An 18,755-nucleotide genomic window follows, 5' to 3' on the forward strand; every position below is an offset into this window, starting at 1 on the left:
GCCTACCTCGCATGCCGCAGTCGTGGATTACACCAGATGGCCAGCAAATCTGCCGCCGTATTCAGCAGGATATAAGTCCCGCCAAACAACAGCCCACAGGCCTGCACGACCGGCAAATCTCGTTTTGTCACCGCATCCACCATCAGTTGCCCGATGCCCGGATAGACAAAGACCACCTCAACCAGAATGACGCCCACCACCAGATACGCCAGGTTAAAAGCAATGACGTTGATGATTGGCGCGAGCGCGTTGGGCAAGGCGTGGCTCAGCACAATCCGCCAGCGGGAAAGCCCTTTTAGCAGCGCCGTTTCGATGTAGCTACTGGACATCACCGCGCCGACTGAGGCGCGCGTCATGCGCAGCATGTGCGCCAGCACCACCAGCACCAGCGTCAGCATCGGTAGCGTACAGGCATAGAGCCTGTCGAGAAGGCTGGCATCCGGGTCGACCAGTGCGAGGCTGGGGAACCAGGCCAGGCGAATGGCAAAGAAGATAACCAGCACATAACCGACAAAAAACTCCGGCACTGAAATACTCATCAACGTCAGCGTATTCGCCAGGCGATCAAACCAGGATCCGCGCCATACCGCTGAGGCAATCCCCAACACAACCGCCAGAGGGATCGCAATCAGCGCGGCATATACCGCGAGAAACAGCGTGTTCGCCAGGCGAGGCAGCAGCTCGGCCCCAATAGGCTGGTTATTGGCAAGCGAAGTGCCTAAGTCACCGTGCAATACGCCGGACAGCCAGTGCAGATAGCGATAAACCGCCGGCTGATCCAGACCCAGCTGCAGGCGCAGCGCGGCGATGGTTTCCGGCGTACCGTTTTGGCCCAGGATGGCGCTCGCCACGTCGCCGGGCAGCAGTTCGGTGCCGACGAAGATCAGCACCGAAACCAGCCACAGCGTCAGCACGCCAAGCAATAAGCGATGAAGGATCTGTTTTTTCATTACGACTCCAGCCAGACGCGTTCAGCCAGACGGCCACCCATAAAGTTGAAGAGCGGATGAGGTTTCACGCCGCCAACTTTTTTGCTGGTGGCATCCAGATAGTCGCCAAACAGTGGGATCATCGCGCCGCCGTCATCCCGGGCAATGCTTTGCAGCTCGCCATAGATCTCTGCCCGCTTTTGATCATCAAGCAGCGACCGGGCCTGGATCAGCAGGCTGTCGAACTGGTCGTTCTTCCAGTGGGTATCGTTCCATTTGGCGGTGGACTGCCAGGCGGTGGAGAACATCTGATCTGCGGTTGGGCGGCCGCCCCAGTAGCCCATGCTAAACGGCGCTTTCATCCAGACGTCATCCCAGTAGCTGTCCGCCGGCTGGCGTTTGATGCTGACCTGAATTCCCGCCGCAGCGGCTTCGCCCTGGAATAATGCGGCGGCATCCAGCGCCCCGGCAAAGGCAGCATCAGAGGACGACAGCTCGAGCGGCAGCGCGCTTAGTCCGGCTTTTTTCAGGAAGAACTTAGCCTTGTCAGGATCGTAGGCGCGCTGTTCCAGGCTTTTATTGAAGAAGCGATCGGTTTTTGGGATCGGATGATCGTTGCCCAGCGTGCCGTACCCGCGCAGCACGGTAGCCAGTAATTTTTCGCGATCGATGCCGTATTTAATCGCCGTCCGAACGTCATTATTGTTGAACGGCGCTACGCGGCAGTCCATCAGGAAGGTGAAATGCTGCCCGCCGGCCGCGCGCACAATGTTCAGCGCCGGGCTGCGCTTGAGGAAATCGACGGTTTTAAAGTCAACCCGGTTGATGGCGTGTACCTGCCCTGAGATGAGGGCATTGGTGCGCGCCGTTGCATCGTTGATGACCAGCACTTCAACAGCGTCCACAAACGCGCGATTTGGCTTCCAGTAATTAGGATTACGTTTGAAGTAGGAACGCACGCCCGGCTGGTACTGGTCAAAGACGAAGCCGCCGGTGCCAATCGGATGTTTCCAGTCGGTAAAGCCGTCCGGCACCACAACGAGATGGTAGTCGGCCAGCAGGAACGGCAAGTCGGCATTGCCGCTGTCCAGCGTCAGGGTAATTTCGTTCTCACCGCTCTTCTTCAGATCTTTGATGGCCGCCAGCTGCGTTTTAATCGCGCTGCGCGACTGGTCACCGCGATGGAGATTAATCGAGTAAAGAATGTCTTCCACGGTAAGCGCCTTGCCATTGTGGAAGGTCACGCCCTGGCGCACTTTAAAGGTCCACTCCTGCGCGCCCGGCTTCGCTTCCCAGCTTTCCAGCAGTTCCGGTGTGGCCTGGTTATTCTCATCAATTTCCACCAGGCCATTCATCAGCATGTACGCCTGGTTAAGCGGCACCCAGTCACTAAAGAGCGTGGGATCCAGAGAATCACTGGTATTGCCGCCCGACATGCCTAGCTTCAGTACGCCCCCTTTTTTAGGCGTCGCTTCGGCAGCAAAACCCGCCAGCGGCGACAGCGATAACGCACTGCCCATACCAATCAGCGCCGCCGTATTGATAAATGAACGGCGGCTCATGCTCACGCCTTGCAGGTATTTTTTTTCGTCTGAACGATCGTCTTTCATTTATTTTTCTCCGTTATTATTTGTTTGTCTGACCACCGGCCAGATGCCATAGCACATCTATTTATGATTTATATCAAAACAGCTAAACACTGAGGCATGAGTTTTTCGTATCAGACTATGAAAAAAATGCACGGCAGAGCCACGGCAAAAAAGATAATTTCCCGTTCACGGAGTCACATCAGGAAAGAAAAAGTGGAACTGCATACCCTTGTAGGTTTAATTGGCGTGTTTTGTTACCTGCTGGCATACGCCCTGGTTCAGATGCGAAGGCTATCAATAGATTCAAATGGTTATGCAGGACTCAACATCGCAGGCTGCGTGGGCGGGCTGTATTCCCTCAGCCATGATTTTAATTTGGCGTCGGTAATATCACAGTCGATGTGGCTGGTTTTCACGCTTATAGGTATGCATACTTCTTATCGCCGTCGCGGTGCGATGAAAAATAAAATGCCGCCTTTGGATTTAGAGACAATAAATAAACCAAAGGATTAAATGTGATTTATCACTTATTTCCCGCCACGTTATATAAGAAAACGTTATGGCTGATGAAATAAGCAAATAATTTATTGATGACCAAAATAATAAAATAATCTTCTTTTGTGATTTACATCTATTTTCTGCTTATTCCGCCAGGGGCTGTCGCTGTAGCCAGCTCATCACATGGCGAACAACCGGCTTCATGTAGCGATCCTGAGGGATAAGCAGGAAACATTTACTGGCGGCGGCCAGCTTTCCAGAGTGCGCCGCGACAAGCTCTCCCCGGTTAAGATAATCCTGCACCAGCCCCTCCCAGCCGAGTAATATCCCGTCGCCGCGGACCGCCGTCTCGACTAAAAACGGATAATTATTCGCTCGCCAGGTTTGCCGTGGCACAAAGCTCAAAATATTTTGCGAAGCAAACCAGTCACTCCACCCGGTCCACTCCCGCTGCGGATCGTCCTGAATCAGCAGCGTGTGCTGCAGCAGCGCTTCCGCCGGTGCGTCTGAACCAATGCGGGACAGAAAAGCCGGGGAACACATGGGGTAGCAGACTTCATCGAAGAGCGGCGTGGCGTGAAAGCCGACAGGCACGCTTCGCAGGTAAAAAATAGCCAGATCAAATTCCGATGAGCGCAATTCGGAGAAGTTGTCGGTAATTTTCATGCGAATCTGCAAATCTGGCAGCTCACGATGTAAGGCGGACAGCCGGGATGACAGCCACAGCGAACTCATGGCGCTGGTGCAAGCGATCGTGACCTGCGGCAGCCCGGTCCAGCCCATCACTTCCGCCGTGGCATGCGACAGCGCCGCAAGCTGCTGCCTGACCCGCTCGGCATAAGCTTCACCGCGTGGCGTAAGCAGCACTCGCCGCTGGGTTCGGGTAAAGAGCTTGCAGCCGAGCATCTCTTCCAGCTGCAGAATTTGCCGGCTGGTAGCGCTTTGCGTCAGGTTTAACTCCTCCGCCGCACGAGAAATGTTGCCATAGCGGGCCACGCATTCGAAGGCAATAAGGGTATTCAGGGGCGGTAGAGGCTCGATCTGCATCAAAGAAGCCTTAGAAGGCAACGGCACGGTCATAACACACTAATAAGGAAGGTAAGAACTGACAAGCCTGATGCATTAGAAATATATCAGGCTTCTCATGCGGCCATGCGTGGATGCATCCGCTCATCGCCAGTGCGCAGATTATTTACTCCACGGAATAATCGGCACCGCGCTGATGGCGTTCTTAGGAGAGCCTTCTACGACCCGATCAGAGTAGGCAAGGTACGCCAGGGCATTACGCTTCGCATCATAGAAACGCACCACTTGCAGCTTTTTAAACACCAGAGAAGTTCGCTTCTGGAACACCACATCGCCCTGTGCTTTACCCACTTTGATCTTGTCGCTGAGCTCAACCGGGCCAACCTGCTGGCAGGAAATTGCCGCATCAGACGTGTCTTCAGCTAATCCGAGACCGCCCTTAATCCCCCCGGTTTTTGCACGGCTGATATAACAGGTCACATTCTTCACATCGGGATCGTCAAACGCCTCGACGACAATCTTGTGGTCGGGGCCAAAGACTTTAAACACGGTGTCCACCGATCCGATCTGCTCCGCGCTCGCACCGTAGCTTACGGCCAGAAGCGCACTGCAAAGTGCTAAAGCTTTATATTTCATATTGTTACCATTGTATAAAAATTACCCTACGGGACTATTCAACAATTGGACAAAAAACCGTTGAATATCACATTATTAGCAAAACCTGCCTCCATAATCGGCAAATTTGGCACAACTTGTTAAATAAAAACGCTGAATGCATAAACTACAAAAATGCTATTATCCGCTACCTTAGTAAACAGGCATTCGCTTGTATGGATGAGGATATTTTATGGATCAGGCTGGGATCATTCGCGATCTTCTTAGCTGGCTGGAGGGCCACCTCGACCAGCCTCTCGCCCTTGATAATGTGGCGGCAAAAGCAGGTTATTCCAAGTGGCATTTACAACGGATGTTTAAAGAGGTTACCGGGCACGCTATTGGTGCCTATATTCGCGCCCGCCGACTCTCCAAATCCGCCGTTGCTCTGCGCCTGACTGCGCGCCCTATTCTCGATATTGCGCTTCAGTACCGCTTTGACTCGCAGCAGACGTTTACTCGTGCGTTTAAAAAGCAGTTTGCTCAAACGCCGGCACTCTACCGTCGTTCTCCTGACTGGAGCGCCTTCGGTATGCGCCCGCCGCTGCGTCTCGGCGAGTTTACGCCGCCGCAGGCCCACTTCATCACGATGCCGGAAACACATCTTGTTGGGGTGACGCAAAGCTACAGCTGCACGCTGGAGCAAATCTCCGACTTCCGTAATGAGATGCGCATCCAGTTCTGGACACAGTTCCTCGGCAACTCACCGACGATCCCGCGGGTGTTATACGGCCTGCATGAGCCTCGCCCAAGCTCGGAAAAAGACGACGAGCAGGAAGTCTTCTACACCACGGCGCTCACGCCTGAGCTGGCGAATGGTTTCCTGCCGGACTCGCATCCGGTAGTGCTGGAAGGGGGGGATTATGTTCAATTTAACTACGAAGGGCTGGGCACCGGGCTGCAGGACTTTATCCTGACGGTTTATGGCACCTGCATGCCATCACTCAACCTGACGCGCCGTAAAGGTCAGGACATCGAACGTTTCTACCCTCAGGATGAAACGCGGGATCAGGATGTGCCGATGCATATCCGCTGTGAATACCTGATCCCGGTTCGCCGTTAACGCTGGATTTCATCCAGAGCAGGGGCATCAAGGTGCGAGATGTCTCCTGCTGTTTCAACCACCCATCCAGACGCCAGCCACGGGCTGTGCTGATAATCCACGCGGGAAATCGAGCAGTTGCGCAGACGCAGGCGACGTTCAGCCCACGCCGGTAAGCCAAGAATCGTACTCACCAGCCCACCCAACGCCATACCGTGACTTACCAGCAGCGGTCGGCTTCCGGCCGGCAGCTCCCGGCAGGCATTCAGGGCTTCGTGCATGCGGTTACTCAGCTCCAGCATGCTTTCGCCTTCAGGAATACGCCCGTCCGGCGTGCCGTCAACTAAGCGCCGGCGCCAGCCCTCTTCCTCTTCGGTTAGCGAGTCCATTTTGCGGCGTTCAAGCACGCCCATATTGAGCTCACGCAGGCGAGCATCCAGGATAATCTCGCAGCCGCAGGCTTCGGCGATGATCTCTGCGGTGCGGCGAGTACGGCCTAAATCGCTGCTGATAATGTGGGTGATGCCAAGGGCTCTGGCTCGTTCGGCCACTTGCCAGGCCTGACGCTCTCCGTTTTCAGTCAGCGCGCTGTCTGACTGCCCCTGAATGCGGCGCTCAGCATTCCACTGCGTTTCGCCATGACGAACAAGGTATACCTGTAACATGCGTTTTTTCCGTTATACTCCGGTCACGAAATATCGAGAGTTCTGACTTATTATGAACCATGTCGTCGCTGCAACAACCAATCCCGCCAAAATTCAGGCGATTCTGCAGGCGTTTAACGAGATTTATGGCGAAGGATCCTGCCATATTGAGCCCGTGGTCGTCGATAGTGGCGTGCCGGAGCAGCCCTTTGGTAGTCAGGAAACGCGAACTGGCGCACGATGCAGAGTAGCAAATGCCCGGGAGATCAGACCAGATGCCGACTTTTGGGTCGCTATTGAGGCCGGTATCGACGAAGGGAGTACCTTCAGTTGGGTGGTGATCGAGAATCGGCAGCAGCGCGGCGAAGCCCGTTCGGCGACCCTGCCGCTGCCAGAAATCATTCTGCAAAAAGTCAGCGCAGGCAACGCTCTGGGACCGGTGATGTCCGACTATACGGGTATCAATGAGATTGGGCGTAAAGAGGGAGCCATTGGGGTGTTCACCGCCGGAAAGCTCACGCGTAGCAGCGTTTACCATCAGGCGGTGATTCTGGCGCTAAGTCCATTTCATAACGAGATTTACTGCCGGGAAAATATTTAGCGGTTTGAGCTGCCGCCCTGCAGCAGCTCTTTTTCCAGCCACGCCCGGAGATCGGCCGGCGCAGCTTTCAGGCTGTTAGAGCCGCGGGTAATGGTTGCAATCCCCGCGCCCAGTTCATTCTTCAGCTCACGCTGGCTAAGCTCACCGCGCAATAACTCTTCGATGATGCGTACTCGCGTGCCTAATGCCGTACGCTCATCCGGCGTCAGCAGCAGCGTCAGCAGGGGCATGTGAAGCTCCTGCCCAAAAGCTTGCTGCAACAGCCCCACAAAGCGGAGCCACTCTTTATTACTTTGCTCGGCCTGTTCCGCCGAATACTGAGAGAGCTGAGTCATGTCAGGCCACCATACTCTTAAACTAGTACGGCAGCATAACATACTCTCCGCGCAATCAGTAACGCCGCTGCCACTCGCTGTCAGACAGAATCTTGTCCGGCTGCCCCATGAAATGGCGGTAATAGGCATCGTAGGCCAGCACGTTTTTCACATAGCCACGCGTCTCTGAGAACGGAATACTTTCCACAAATGCGATGGCGTCAATCCGCCCCGCGCTGTTACCCAGCCAGGTTCGCACGCGCCCCGGCCCTGCGTTATAGGCGGCGGAAGCAAAGATACGGTTGTTCTCAAACTGCTGGAACACATACTGCAGGTAACTGGTGCCAATATTGATGTTGGTGTCAGGATCCAGAAGCTGCACCGGACTGCTGTAGCCAGGAATACTGAACATCTTCACCGTATGGGTGGCCGTGCCCGGCATGATCTGCATCAGGCCACTTGCCCCCACCGGAGAACGCACTTTCGGGTTCCAGGCACTTTCCTGGCGGGCAATCGCCATCGCATAGCTTTGCGGCACGGTTTTGCCGCTAACGTAGCGGGCAAAGGTGCCTTTATAAGCCAGCGGGAAGCGCTCTTCGAGGTTATCCCACAGCTTGCCGGCAATGGTTGCCTGCACGCTGAGATCCCACCAGTCCTGCTCAAAAGCATAGCGCGCCAGCCCGGCCTGCTCCTGCTTGCTTCGGCTGGTGACCAGGTTTGCCCATTCGCTCCGCGCGGTATTGTCCATATTCCAGTACATCAGCTCGCGGACGCGGGCCATTTCAGGCCCCTGCACCAGCGCAGGATTAACAGGTTCGGCTTTATCCACGCGCAGGGGGTATTCTTCCCCAAGCCGCTGGGCGGCAACCATTGGGTAGAAACCACGCTGCTGCATCAGGGCACGAAGAATACCTTTCGCATCGTCTTCACGCCCCCGCTCCAGCAGTAAATCAGCCTGCCAGTAGCGCCATTCGTCTTTCTCTTTGGCTTCCATCGGCAAACGTGCCAGCCAGGTATTCAGCCCAGTTCGGTCACCCGCGCCCAGCGCCATGCGTACACGTCGCTCAATCAGCGAGGTGGACTGGGAGCGCATAATGGCGTCATCCCGCCAGCGAGCTTGTTCATCCGTCACGTCACTGCCCATCAACCGCCAGGCCACAACGTCACGCAATTCCTGTACTTGCTCATCGGTCAGCTTCTGCGCCTGGGCCAGAGACGGGATCATCAGACGAGCATTTTCTACATCCTGGCGAGCAACGCTTGCGAAGGCGATAGCGGCCGCCTGACGAGTGAAATCCGTCGCCCCTACCGTATTGGCGAAGGTCAGCACAGTGCTGGGATTATTTTGCAGGCTGACCAGGGCGCTGGAGATGGTCTGATATTCCGCTGGCATCTGGTTCGCAAGCGCGTTCACCAGCGAGGTATTACCCTCTTTCATCGCCAGGCGGATTCGTTCAAGGTAAGCCAGCGGATCCTGCGTGCCGGAAGTTCGCCACGCCGAAAACAGCGCATCACAGCTCGACGGCTGGCTCTTTCCCGTCAGCCAAAGTTCCTTCGCACCGGCCCAGGCGGCATCCGCTTGCCCGGTATTCCATTTGGCAAAGTAGTAATTACATTTTGCTTCGTTAGTGGCAGGTGGCTCTGGGCTAAAGGCCAGCAAACCCTGCCAGTCCTGCCGCCTTGCCAGCTCGTTAACAAAGCGTGAGCTTAAGGTTCGCGCCGGAGGCAGGGTTGGGTTCGCCTGGATAAATTGGGCCACCGCCACGGTCGGCTCGTTCATCAGGTCGTCGGTGAGCTGACGGTATTCAAGATAAGGATAAAGTGGATAGGTTTGCAGCGTGGGCATGAGCTGCTGCACCACGTCCATTTGCTTGTTATCCCAGGCCTGTTTAATTTGCGCGTAGCGGTTGCGCTGCTCATCGAGAGAATCTGCACGTACCGCGCCGTTTAACATCACCAGGCTAACGCCCGCGGCAAGCAACTGCCATACGACTTGTTTGGCTTTTACCACACCTTCTCCTCATTATTTTCCTGACGGCATCATGCCTGCGCTGCAATAAGCGAATGCATTCATGCTAACCAGGGGAGACGCAATACGCCACGTCCGGAAGGGATATTTTGGTCATGAAACGTATAAAGGCGCCCTGCGCGGCAGAAGCACGATACCCCGCTGGGATTAGACCGTGAAAACCGCTACACTTCGCCTTTGTTATGTACCATCTTACATCACGATAAAAGAGGCAAAGTCGCACTGTGGCTCAATTCGTTTATACCATGCATCGTGTCGGCAAAGTTGTCCCGCCGAAACGACATATTCTGAAAAATATTTCGCTCAGCTTCTTCCCTGGCGCCAAAATCGGCGTCCTGGGTCTGAACGGTGCCGGTAAATCCACCCTGCTGCGCATCATGGCCGGCATCGATACCGATATCGAAGGCGAAGCCCGTCCACAGCCAGGCATCAAGATCGGCTACCTGCCGCAGGAACCTAAGCTGAACCCGGAACACACCGTACGTGAGTCCGTAGAAGAAGCGGTTTCCGAAGTGGTTAACGCGCTGAAAGGCCTGGACGAAGTCTACGCCAAATACGCCGAGCCGGACGCGGACTTCGATAAGCTGGCCGCGCAGCAAGGCAAGTATGAAGAAATCATCCAGGCGCACGACGGTCATAACCTGAACGTGCAGCTGGAGCGCGCCGCTGATGCCCTGCGCCTGCCGGACTGGGATGCAAAAATCGACAAGCTGTCCGGGGGTGAGCGTCGCCGCGTTGCGCTGTGCCGCCTGCTGCTGGAAAAACCAGACATGCTGCTGCTCGACGAACCAACCAACCACCTGGATGCAGAATCCGTGGCATGGCTGGAACGCTTCCTGCACGACTTCGAGGGCACCGTGGTGGCGATCACCCACGACCGTTACTTCCTCGACAACGTCGCCGGTTGGATCCTCGAGCTTGACCGTGGGGAAGGTATTCCATGGGAAGGTAACTACTCCTCCTGGCTGGAGCAGAAAGATCAACGCCTGGCGCAGGAAGCCTCAACGGAAGCGGCTCGCCGTAAATCTATTGAGAAAGAGCTGGAGTGGGTTCGTCAGGGCGCTAAAGGCCGTCAGTCTAAGGGTAAAGCCCGCCTGGCGCGCTTCGAAGAGCTGAACAACACCGAATACCAGAAACGTAACGAAACCAACGAACTGTTTATTCCACCTGGCGCACGCCTGGGGGATAAAGTGGTAGAAGTTAACAACCTGCGTAAATCTTACGGCGACCGCCTGCTGATTGACGATCTGAGCTTCTCCGTCCCGAAAGGTGCCATCGTCGGCATCATCGGTCCGAACGGCGCGGGTAAATCCACCCTGTTCCGCATGATGTCCGGTCAGGAACAGCCTGACAGCGGCTCTATCACCCTCGGTGAGACCGTGAAACTGGCCTCCGTTGACCAGTTCCGTGACGCCATGGATAACAGCAAAACCGTGTGGGAAGAAGTCTCCGGCGGCCAGGATATTATGCGTATCGGCAACACCGAGATGCCAAGCCGTGCCTACGTGGGCCGCTTTAACTTCAAAGGCGTCGATCAGGGCAAACGCGTGGGCGAGCTGTCCGGCGGTGAGCGCGGTCGTCTGCATCTGGCGAAGCTGCTGCAGGTTGGCGGTAACGTTCTGCTGCTCGATGAACCAACCAACGACCTGGATATCGAAACCCTGCGCGCGCTGGAAAACGCCCTGCTGGAGTTCCCGGGCTGCGCGATGGTTATCTCGCACGACCGCTGGTTCCTGGACCGTATCGCTACCCACATTCTGGATTACCAGGATGAAGGTAAAGTCGAATTCTTCGAAGGTAACTTCACCGAATACGAAGAGTACAAGAAGCGTACCCTCGGCTCAGATGCTCTGGAGCCAAAACGCATCAAGTACAAGCGCGTAACCAAGTAAATGCAAAAGGCACCTTCACGGTGCCTTTTTTATGGTGAGTTCACCCGTAGTACTTTTCCCCTCACCCCGGCCCTCTCCCCACAAGGGCGAGGGAGAAAACAAGTCACAGAGAACACGGTTTATTCCCTCTCCCTGTCAGGGCGATGGTAAAAAAACAGAGGCAACGTTGTGGCTGAGTGAAACACCGGACGAACAGCGAGGCTCGGTTCCGGCTTAAATCGCCTGCGTTTTCTCTCCGACTGGCCAGGGTCCGGACGTTGGGAACGGCCGGAGGCTGAGAGCGTCGGGAACGCATCTCAGCCGACCCAGGACTGGGAGATAAAACGGAGGTCTGCCGCTTTAGCGGTCGATTTATTTCGCCGGGAGTCCGGGGTCTCGGGGGAGTGACGGTGACTCCCCCGAGTCGTTCATCGATGCTGGTGCATCATATGAAACGGGTCTGGCAGTGAACGGAACGATAGCCGTTGCTTCATAACGTGGATTTGTGACCAGGCCCGGAATGAGAGCATTAAGCCCCATAGCCCATTCTTTACCGCTGCTCGCCCATCATTTCTTTCACCAGATCCACACAGCGCAGGAAGCGCGAGTCATAGTCTGACTCTTCGACGTGAATAAACTCGATGTTGTTCTCTTTGAGCATCTCCACCAGCAGGTTCTGGAACGATTTTCTGTCCACATCGCTGCCAAGACTACGTAGACCGTCGGCCACCCACGGCGTATTGTTTTCCAGCAGGATAACCAGATCAAAGCGGTACTCGTCGATCAGCGCCTGTACAAACGGGTGCTCGCGGCCTTCATACTTCTTGCAGAAGGCCTGAGTGGTCACAAAGTCGGTATCAATAAACGCCACTTTATTGGCGTACTTCACCGCAAAATCGACGTACTGCGCATGGCCGATGGCAATTTTGTCGTAGTCGGAATATTGCAGCGCCATTTCGTCACCGCCAAGGTGCGAGAAAACATAATCCCGCCCGTATTCCCAGGCGCTGGTGGTATTGAAGATGTTGGCGAGCTTGTTCACCATCCACGACTTCCCGCTCGACTCGCCGCCAAGTATCGCCACCGTGCGCACAAAGAACGGTTTAACCTCGGTAGGAATGTATTCCCAGTAGCGGAACGGGTTTTCACGGATTTGCGTGCCGCTGATGTTCATAAAGGTTCGCTTCGGATCGACCACCACCGTTTCGATCCCGAGGTGTTCGGTAAACTTCGCGGCGTCCCCTTCTTCCGAGGTGTAGATCCGGTCAGGGGAAATACCTTTGCTGTCCATAAACGCTTTGATCCCGCGGCTCCAGACGTCCCAGCCGTGGGGATAAGGTTCCATCCCCTCCTCGTTAAAGGAGTGAATGCGGATATTCTTCTGATATTTAAACGTTTGCAGCAGCCAGCGCAGGCGGTCACCGGTTGTTGGCTGCTGGGACATCGCGCTATCGTCAAACAGCGCGCGGTCGCGGGGCTCATCATAGCCCATGATGATATGCAGCTCGTCCACCTGGCTACAGGCACGCTGGATCAAGTAGATATGCCCGGTGTGCAACGGATAAAACTTACCGAACACCACGCCGACTTTCTTTTCGCGACGCGGGAATTCCAGCCCAAGGAAGCGGTGAAGAGCCTCCAGTTTTTGCGCGCTGGGGCTTTTGATTTTCGCGTTCAGTAACTGGCTCAGGTAGCCTTTAGTCATGCCGCTGGCGTCCGCCACCTGCTGTAAGGTACAGCCCTGTTGGCGAATAGCCGTTTTAATATAGTCGAATGACGACACGCGCTGCCTCCTGCCGGAGCGGGAACGGTTCCCGCAAGTTACTCAATTATAAGTCGTCGAATACAGAAAGCGCATCAGCAAGTTTTTTCACGCCGAAGACCTGCATCCCTTCAGGAATTTTTTTCGGTACGTTGGCCTGCGGCACAATCGCGCGCTTAAAGCCGTGTTTCGCCGCTTCGGAAATACGCTCCTGGCCGCTGGGTACCGGACGGATTTCACCCGCCAGCCCGACTTCACCAAATACCACCAAATCCTGCGGCAAGGCTCTGTCACGCAGGCTGGAAACCATCGCCAGCAGCAGCGCAAGGTCGGCGCTGGTTTCAGTAACTTTTACGCCGCCCACCACGTTTACGAACACATCCTGATCGGCCATTTGCAGGCCACCGTGCCGGTGCAGCACGGCCAGCAAAATCGCCAGCCGGTTTTGCTCCAGACCAACGGCCACGCGGCGAGGATTGGACATCATCGACTGATCCACCAGCGCCTGAATCTCAACCAGCAGCGGGCGTGTCCCTTCCCAAACCACCATCACCGAACTGCCCGGCGTCACTTCATCGCCCCGGCTAAGGAAAATGGCCGACGGGTTGCTGACCTCACGCAGTCCCTGCTCGGTCATCGCGAACACACCCAGCTCGTTCACCGCCCCAAAGCGGTTTTTATGGCTGCGCAGGGTACGGAAGCGGGAATCGGCGTCGCCATCTAGCATGACGGAACAGTCGATACAGTGTTCGAGGACTTTTGGCCCCGCAAGAGAACCGTCTTTCGTGACGTGCCCAACCATCACGATCGCCACGCCTTTCGTCTTCGCAAAACGCGTCAGGTAGGCTGCGGTTTCACGCACCTGGGCCACGCTGCCTGGCGAAGACTGCACGTCCGCCATGTGCATGACCTGGATCGAGTCGATCACCATCAGCTTCGGCTGCTCTTCTTCGGCGATCATACAGATCTGTTCGATGCTGGTTTCCGACAGCATATTGAGGTTTTGCGTCGGCAGGCCCAAACGGTGCGCGCGCATCGCCACCTGCTGAAGCGACTCTTCGCCGGTAACGTACAGGGTTTTCATCTGCTCGCTCAGCTTGCAAAGCGTTTGCAGCAGCAGCGTTGATTTCCCGGCGCCTGGGTTACCCCCAATCAGAATAGCGCTGCCCGGCACGACGCCGCCGCCCAGCACCCGGTCAAACTCTTTAAAACCGGTGGAGAAACGCGGCAGCTCTTCCAGGCTGATGTCCGAAAGCTTTTGTACCCGGCTGACGCCTGCGCTCCCGGCATAGCCGGAAAGGCGCTCATTGCGGGCAACCTGTGGAGAAGCGGCGATGCGCACTTCGGTAATGGTATTCCACGCGTGACAGGCGCTGCACTGCCCCTGCCAGCGCGGGTAATCCGCACCACACTCGTTACAAACAAATGCGCGTTTTGGAGCTTTCGCCACCTTTATACCTCTTGTTAACGTTCTTCCTGAATCAGGCTGCCGGAAAGGATGCAGAACACGCCCATCAAATCCGCATGACGGATGCTGACTTCACTCTTCTCAATCACCTTCGGCTTGGCGTGATAGGCAATCCCCAGCCCTGCGGCGTGGATCATCGGTAAATCATTGGCCCCGTCGCCAATCGCAACGGTTTGCGCGGCGGGGATTTCATATTTTTCGGCCAGGCGCTTCAAAGTGACCGCTTTGAACTTCGCGTCCACAATCTGCCCCAGCACTTCGCCGGTCAGCTTGCCGTCGCAAATTTCAAGTTCGTTGGCGACCACCGCCGTCAGGTTTAATGTATCGCGCAGGTATTCGGCGAAGAAGGTAAACCCGCCAGAGGCAATCGCCACTTTCCAACCCAGCGTATCGAGATTGTGTACCAGAGATTTTAGCCCCGGCATCAGCGGTAGCTCGTCGCGAACCTGGCGTAAAATATTCGCGTCCGCGCCCTTTAGGGTCGCCACACGCTGGCGAAGGCTGGCGGTAAAATCCAGCTCGCCGCGCATTGCGCGTTCGGTGACTTCGGCCACCATTTCACCCGTTCCCGCCAGTTTGGCGATCTCGTCGATACACTCGATCTGAATGGCGGTGGAGTCCATGTCCATGACCAGCAGGCCAGGCGTTTTCAAATGCGGGATTTTGCCCAGCGGCGCCACGTCCAGCCCGGCATCATGTGCAAGCTTGGTCGCGCGCGGCGTTAAAGAGCCGGCCAGGCGAATGACCTGATAATCTTCCACGCACCAGGCGGTCACAATCACCATCGCCGCCCCCAGCTTGCGCTGGTATTTGGTCAGGCACGGCTTATCCAGATTACGCCCGTACAGGAGCCAGCCACTGCGGCCGGCGCGGTAGTCCAGCGGCATCACTTCGTCGCCGCTCAGGGAAAGCGGCAACCCAGGCCAAAGTGAAACATCGTTAGGCAAATCGCACCAGGTCAAACTGTTTGGCATTGCGGCTCCAGAATCAAGTAAACATACCCTTTTGCAGTCGAATTGTGGGCTGATGGCAAGGAATTTCTCTCCTCGCGCTGGCGTAAAGCCCGAGCTTTTGCCCTTTGAGAGATGCAGGGTATCCGGGTAAAAACAACGCATGAGGCTACCTTGTCCGCCTTGCTTCTGGCAACATTAAAGTAAGCAATTTTCCAAAGGTGCATCATGGTTCGGGTAAAATTTAAATTTCGGCTCCACCGCGCAGTGATTGTGCTGTTCTGCCTCGCACTTTTGGTGGCACTAATGCAGGGCGCGTCCTGGTTCAGCCGGGGCAGCCAGCAAGCGCGAAACGTTCAGTTAGAGGAGCTGGCCCGCACCCTCTCCCGTCAGGTTGCGTTTAATCTGGTTCCCGTCATGAAAACTGAGAATCCGGATGAAAAACGCATCTCCACCGTGCTTAACCTTTTGACTAAGGATAGCCGTATTCTGGATGCCGCCGTGTACGACAGCGAAGGTGACCAAATTGCGCGTTCGGGGGAAAACATAGCGGTTCGCGATCGCCTGGCGCTGGACGGCCAAAAAGCCGGCAGCTACTTCAACCAGCAAATTGTCGAGCCTATCACCGATAAAAGCGGGCCTATCGGCTACCTGCGCATCACCCTGGACACCCACACGCTTGCCACCGAAGCTAAGCAAGTGGATAACACCACCAATATTTTGCGCCTGATGCTGCTGCTCGCCGTCGCGATCGGTATTGTGCTGACCCGCACTCTGCTGCACGGCAAGCGCACCCGCTGGCAACAATCACCGTTCCTGCTTACCGCCAATACGAAAGTAAAAGAGGAAGACGAGCCTAAGTAAAGCTCCCTCAGTAAATTCGCCGAGATGGCGTCATGCTAATATGACGCCATTCTTCTGGGAAAAGGATCTTTGTTATGTCTACTTTGCGTTTGCTTATCTCTGACTCTTACGACCCTTGGTTTAACCTGGCCGTTGAAGAGACTATTTTTCGGCAGATGCCCGCCACTCAGCGGGTTCTGTTTCTATGGCGTAATGCAGATACGGTGGTGATTGGCCGCGCCCAGAACCCGTGGAAAGAGTGCAATACCGGGCGCATGGAGCAAGATAACGTTCGGCTGGCAAGGCGCAGCAGCGGCGGTGGCGCGGTGTTCCACGACCTGGGCAACACCTGCTTCACTTTTATGGCCGGCAAACCCGAATACGACAAGAGTATTTCCACGGCTATCGTACTGAACGCCCTGGCGAGCCTTGGGCTGGAAGCCACCGCATCCGGGCGCAACGACCTTGAGGTCGAAACAGCTGAAGGTACTCGCAAGATTTCCGGCTCCGCCTACCGGGAAACCCTGGATCGTGGGTTTCATCACGGTACTTTGCTGCTGAATGCCGATCTGAGTCGCCTGGCAAACTACCTCAATCCCGATCCGAAAAAGCTCCAGGCCAAAGGCATTACCTCCGTAAGAAGTCGGGTCGCCAACCTCAGCGACATCAAGCCTGGCCTGACCCACGAGCAGATAGCCGACGCGATTACAGAAGCGTTTTTCGCTCACTACGGCGAGCGTGTGGAAGCCGAGCATATCTCCCCGGAAGCGCTCCCCGATCTGCCAGGGTTTGCCGACACCTTTGCCCGCCAAAGCAGCTGGGAGTGGAATTTTGGCCAGGCTCCGGCCTTTTCGCATCTGCTGGATAACCGCTTTAGCTGGGGTGGCGTTGAGCTACATTTTGACGTCGAGAAAGGCCATATCACCCGGGCGCAGGTCTTCACTGATAGCCTGAACCCCGCGCCGCTTGAAGCGTTGGCCAGCCGATTAAAAGGCTGCCTGTACCGCAGCATTTTGCTGCAGCAGGAGTGTGAAACGCTGATTTACAGCTTCCCGGAACAGGAAGCCGAACTCCGAGAACTTTCCGCCTGGATTGCTCAGGCCGTTCGTTAGGCCAGTCGCCGAAGCCGCTCGCTTAACTGCCCGACTTGCTCAGCCATTCCCGCCGCAATTTGCCGGAATGGCTCGCTCAGCATCGCGTTCAGGCTAAGCTCCTGCCAGTAGCGCTGCGCCCAGGGCTGCATCTCGAGCCACACTTCGCCGGGGACGTCGGCATCAATATTAATCTCAATGCAGCCTGTTCGCATATTGCCTGAACTGCCAGGAGCCCAGGCCATAGGCAGCATATCGTAGACCGGTGTGAGCTCAAGCGGACGGTCAGAGAGAAAGAAAGAGAGGTTCCCGGCATGCATATCGCTGTTACCAATCAGTCGGCCAAACGCCCAAATGCGCTGCACCTGCCGAAGCGTGGCGGCCTCAACCATCCCCTCTTCTTTTAGACGCGTCACGGCTTTAGGCCAGCTAAGCACGCCCGCCGCATATTCACTTTGCACGCTTTCAAGAGAGACAATACTGCGCCGCCCGAAAACGCCCACGCAGTCAAAGCGCTCAACGTCGAGAAAGACCTGCCCGCTAACCGTCGAAAGTAGATCACACCGGGCAGCAGCAATCCCTACATCATTTAGCAGCGTTAAAGCGCTGGCCTCAGCGGCCAGTAGATCCGCCCATCGACGCTGGTTATCGTTCTGCATAGCCGGAGTGAACTTCACAAGAGCATGTCGTGGCCCGCGAACTGTTGCACTGTAGCAGGCGAATTTAGGCTGCTCGCCTCCGGCAGATGAGCCGACAATTTCACCGTCTATCGCCCTGTGAGCAAGCTCAGCGTAAACCTTCAGGCGATCATTATGAGGAATGGCTTCGGGAACATCTTTCTCTGTCCACAGGCGATAACTCTCTTCGCCCACCAGCCAGCCGCCCAGATTTTCCTGCCGCTGCACAGAGAGGGCCAGGAGCACATCCTCTTCTCGCCACAGCCGAATATCTTCCGGCAAATCGCTGTCTTTAGCTAACTCACGCCCCCAGGCTCGCCCCAAAAATCCCTGCGGCCGGAGATCGGTCAGGTACCAGGGTAGCCCGTCAAACCAGCGGCTGTCGCCGTTGTGATGCACCACGAGGCAACTGCCTTTTGGCCACACGGGATAAAGCACACCAAACACCCATGCCTTACCGGTGTCGTCAATCTGCCAGAGCTGAAACTCGCGGTGCTGCCTTACCGGGTGTTTTAATCCGTACAGCGTCGCACGCGCTGAACCGAATTTGATAACGTCAGGCTCAAGCGCTACCCGACGAGAGAAAGTCGCCTGACTGATACCCAGCCGTTGGGCCAGCGTTCTGGCTGGAAGAGGCCCGGTAAGAAGAAGGTCGGTTAGTTCGCTCATGTGAATAGATTAATGAATAGATACTTGAATTGATTTATAGTCTTGAATGACAGGCAGGTAAAGGGAATTAACCCAAAATAAAAAATAAAATGAATAGA

General features: G+C 55.8%; 17 protein-coding genes. 6 read left to right on the forward strand and 11 right to left on the reverse strand.

The window, feature by feature from the left end:
* Window positions 1-2: 2 nt before the first annotated feature.
* Window positions 3-950: an ABC transporter permease gene (locus tag F3J29_RS13920; RefSeq protein WP_039290121.1), complete on the reverse strand. Its 948-nt coding sequence runs from the start codon at window positions 948-950 to the stop codon at window positions 3-5.
* A complete protein-coding gene (locus F3J29_RS13925; RefSeq protein ID WP_166866927.1) occupies window positions 950-2,539 on the reverse strand; it encodes an ABC transporter substrate-binding protein in 1,590 nt (529 codons plus the stop codon). Before F3J29_RS13925 ends, F3J29_RS13920 begins: the two co-directional genes overlap by 1 nt.
* 192 nt (window positions 2,540-2,731) lie before the next feature.
* Here F3J29_RS13925 and F3J29_RS13930 point away from each other — a divergent pair, with 192 nt between their 5' ends.
* Window positions 2,732-3,031, forward strand: coding sequence for a CBU_0592 family membrane protein (locus F3J29_RS13930; protein ID WP_166866929.1), 300 nt, complete (start codon window positions 2,732-2,734; stop codon window positions 3,029-3,031).
* 129 nt (window positions 3,032-3,160) lie between these two features.
* Here F3J29_RS13930 and F3J29_RS13935 read toward each other — a convergent pair whose 3' ends face one another.
* Both F3J29_RS13935 and creA read right to left on the reverse strand, forming a co-directional pair.
* Window positions 3,161-4,063, reverse strand: coding sequence for a LysR substrate-binding domain-containing protein (locus F3J29_RS13935; RefSeq protein WP_166866931.1), 903 nt, complete (start codon window positions 4,061-4,063; stop codon window positions 3,161-3,163).
* Window positions 4,064-4,204: 141 nt separating this feature from the next.
* On the reverse strand, window positions 4,205-4,678 hold the full coding sequence (gene creA, locus F3J29_RS13940; RefSeq protein WP_166866932.1) for a protein CreA: 474 nt from the start codon (window positions 4,676-4,678) through the stop codon (window positions 4,205-4,207).
* A gap of 211 nt (window positions 4,679-4,889) precedes the next feature.
* Between creA and robA the strand changes: the two genes are divergently transcribed.
* Entirely contained in the window at window positions 4,890-5,759 is an 870-nt protein-coding gene (gene robA / locus F3J29_RS13945; RefSeq protein ID WP_008460114.1) for an MDR efflux pump AcrAB transcriptional activator RobA, read from the forward strand.
* On the opposite strand, the gene gpmB is transcribed toward robA, so the two are convergent.
* Entirely contained in the window at window positions 5,756-6,403 is a 648-nt protein-coding gene (gpmB, locus tag F3J29_RS13950; RefSeq protein ID WP_039290109.1) for a 2,3-diphosphoglycerate-dependent phosphoglycerate mutase GpmB, read from the reverse strand. The genes robA and gpmB overlap by 4 nt on opposite strands.
* A 52-nt stretch (window positions 6,404-6,455) precedes the next feature.
* Between gpmB and yjjX the strand changes: the two genes are divergently transcribed.
* A complete protein-coding gene (gene yjjX, locus F3J29_RS13955; protein WP_166866934.1) occupies window positions 6,456-6,983 on the forward strand; it encodes an inosine/xanthosine triphosphatase in 528 nt (175 codons plus the stop codon).
* Here the strand turns inward: yjjX and trpR are convergent.
* Together trpR and sltY are read right to left on the reverse strand one after the other, a co-directional pair.
* Window positions 6,980-7,318: a trp operon repressor gene (trpR, locus tag F3J29_RS13960; RefSeq protein ID WP_166866937.1), complete on the reverse strand. Its 339-nt coding sequence runs from the start codon at window positions 7,316-7,318 to the stop codon at window positions 6,980-6,982. The genes yjjX and trpR overlap by 4 nt on opposite strands.
* 55 nt (window positions 7,319-7,373) lie before the next feature.
* A complete protein-coding gene (sltY, locus tag F3J29_RS13965; protein WP_166866939.1) occupies window positions 7,374-9,308 on the reverse strand; it encodes a murein transglycosylase in 1,935 nt (644 codons plus the stop codon).
* A 242-nt stretch (window positions 9,309-9,550) separates the two neighbouring features.
* Between sltY and ettA the strand changes: the two genes are divergently transcribed.
* A complete protein-coding gene (ettA, locus tag F3J29_RS13970; RefSeq protein ID WP_166866941.1) occupies window positions 9,551-11,218 on the forward strand; it encodes an energy-dependent translational throttle protein EttA in 1,668 nt (555 codons plus the stop codon).
* A gap of 529 nt (window positions 11,219-11,747) precedes the next feature.
* Here ettA and nadR read toward each other — a convergent pair.
* The 3 genes from nadR to serB are packed head-to-tail and all read right to left on the reverse strand — an operon-like array spanning window position 11,748 to window position 15,401.
* Window positions 11,748-12,980, reverse strand: coding sequence for a multifunctional transcriptional regulator/nicotinamide-nucleotide adenylyltransferase/ribosylnicotinamide kinase NadR (nadR, locus tag F3J29_RS13975; RefSeq protein WP_008460108.1), 1,233 nt, complete (start codon window positions 12,978-12,980; stop codon window positions 11,748-11,750).
* A gap of 46 nt (window positions 12,981-13,026) precedes the next feature.
* Window positions 13,027-14,409 carry a DNA repair protein RadA gene (gene radA / locus F3J29_RS13980; protein WP_008460107.1) on the reverse strand — a complete coding sequence of 461 codons (1,383 nt, stop codon included), beginning with the start codon at window positions 14,407-14,409 and terminating at the stop codon, window positions 13,027-13,029.
* A 14-nt stretch (window positions 14,410-14,423) separates the two neighbouring features.
* The gene (gene serB / locus F3J29_RS13985) at window positions 14,424-15,401 is read right to left on the reverse strand and encodes a phosphoserine phosphatase (RefSeq protein WP_166866942.1); all 978 of its coding nucleotides are present in this window, start codon (window positions 15,399-15,401) and stop codon (window positions 14,424-14,426) included.
* A gap of 204 nt (window positions 15,402-15,605) precedes the next feature.
* On the opposite strand from serB, the gene F3J29_RS13990 reads away from it, so the two are divergent.
* Both F3J29_RS13990 and lplA read left to right on the forward strand, forming a co-directional pair.
* Window positions 15,606-16,241: a YtjB family periplasmic protein gene (locus F3J29_RS13990; protein WP_166866944.1), complete on the forward strand. Its 636-nt coding sequence runs from the start codon at window positions 15,606-15,608 to the stop codon at window positions 16,239-16,241.
* 74 nt (window positions 16,242-16,315) lie between these two features.
* On the forward strand, window positions 16,316-17,332 hold the full coding sequence (gene lplA, locus F3J29_RS13995; protein WP_166866946.1) for a lipoate--protein ligase: 1,017 nt from the start codon (window positions 16,316-16,318) through the stop codon (window positions 17,330-17,332).
* On the opposite strand, the gene yjjJ is transcribed toward lplA, so the two are convergent.
* On the reverse strand, window positions 17,329-18,657 hold the full coding sequence (gene yjjJ / locus F3J29_RS14000; RefSeq protein WP_166866948.1) for a type II toxin-antitoxin system HipA family toxin YjjJ: 1,329 nt from the start codon (window positions 18,655-18,657) through the stop codon (window positions 17,329-17,331). The genes lplA and yjjJ overlap by 4 nt on opposite strands.
* Window positions 18,658-18,755: the final 98 nt, after the last annotated feature.

Origin of the sequence: Enterobacter sp. Cy-643 (assembly GCF_011752815.1) — a bacterium.
Taxonomy (GTDB): Bacteria; Pseudomonadota; Gammaproteobacteria; order Enterobacterales; family Enterobacteriaceae; genus Cedecea.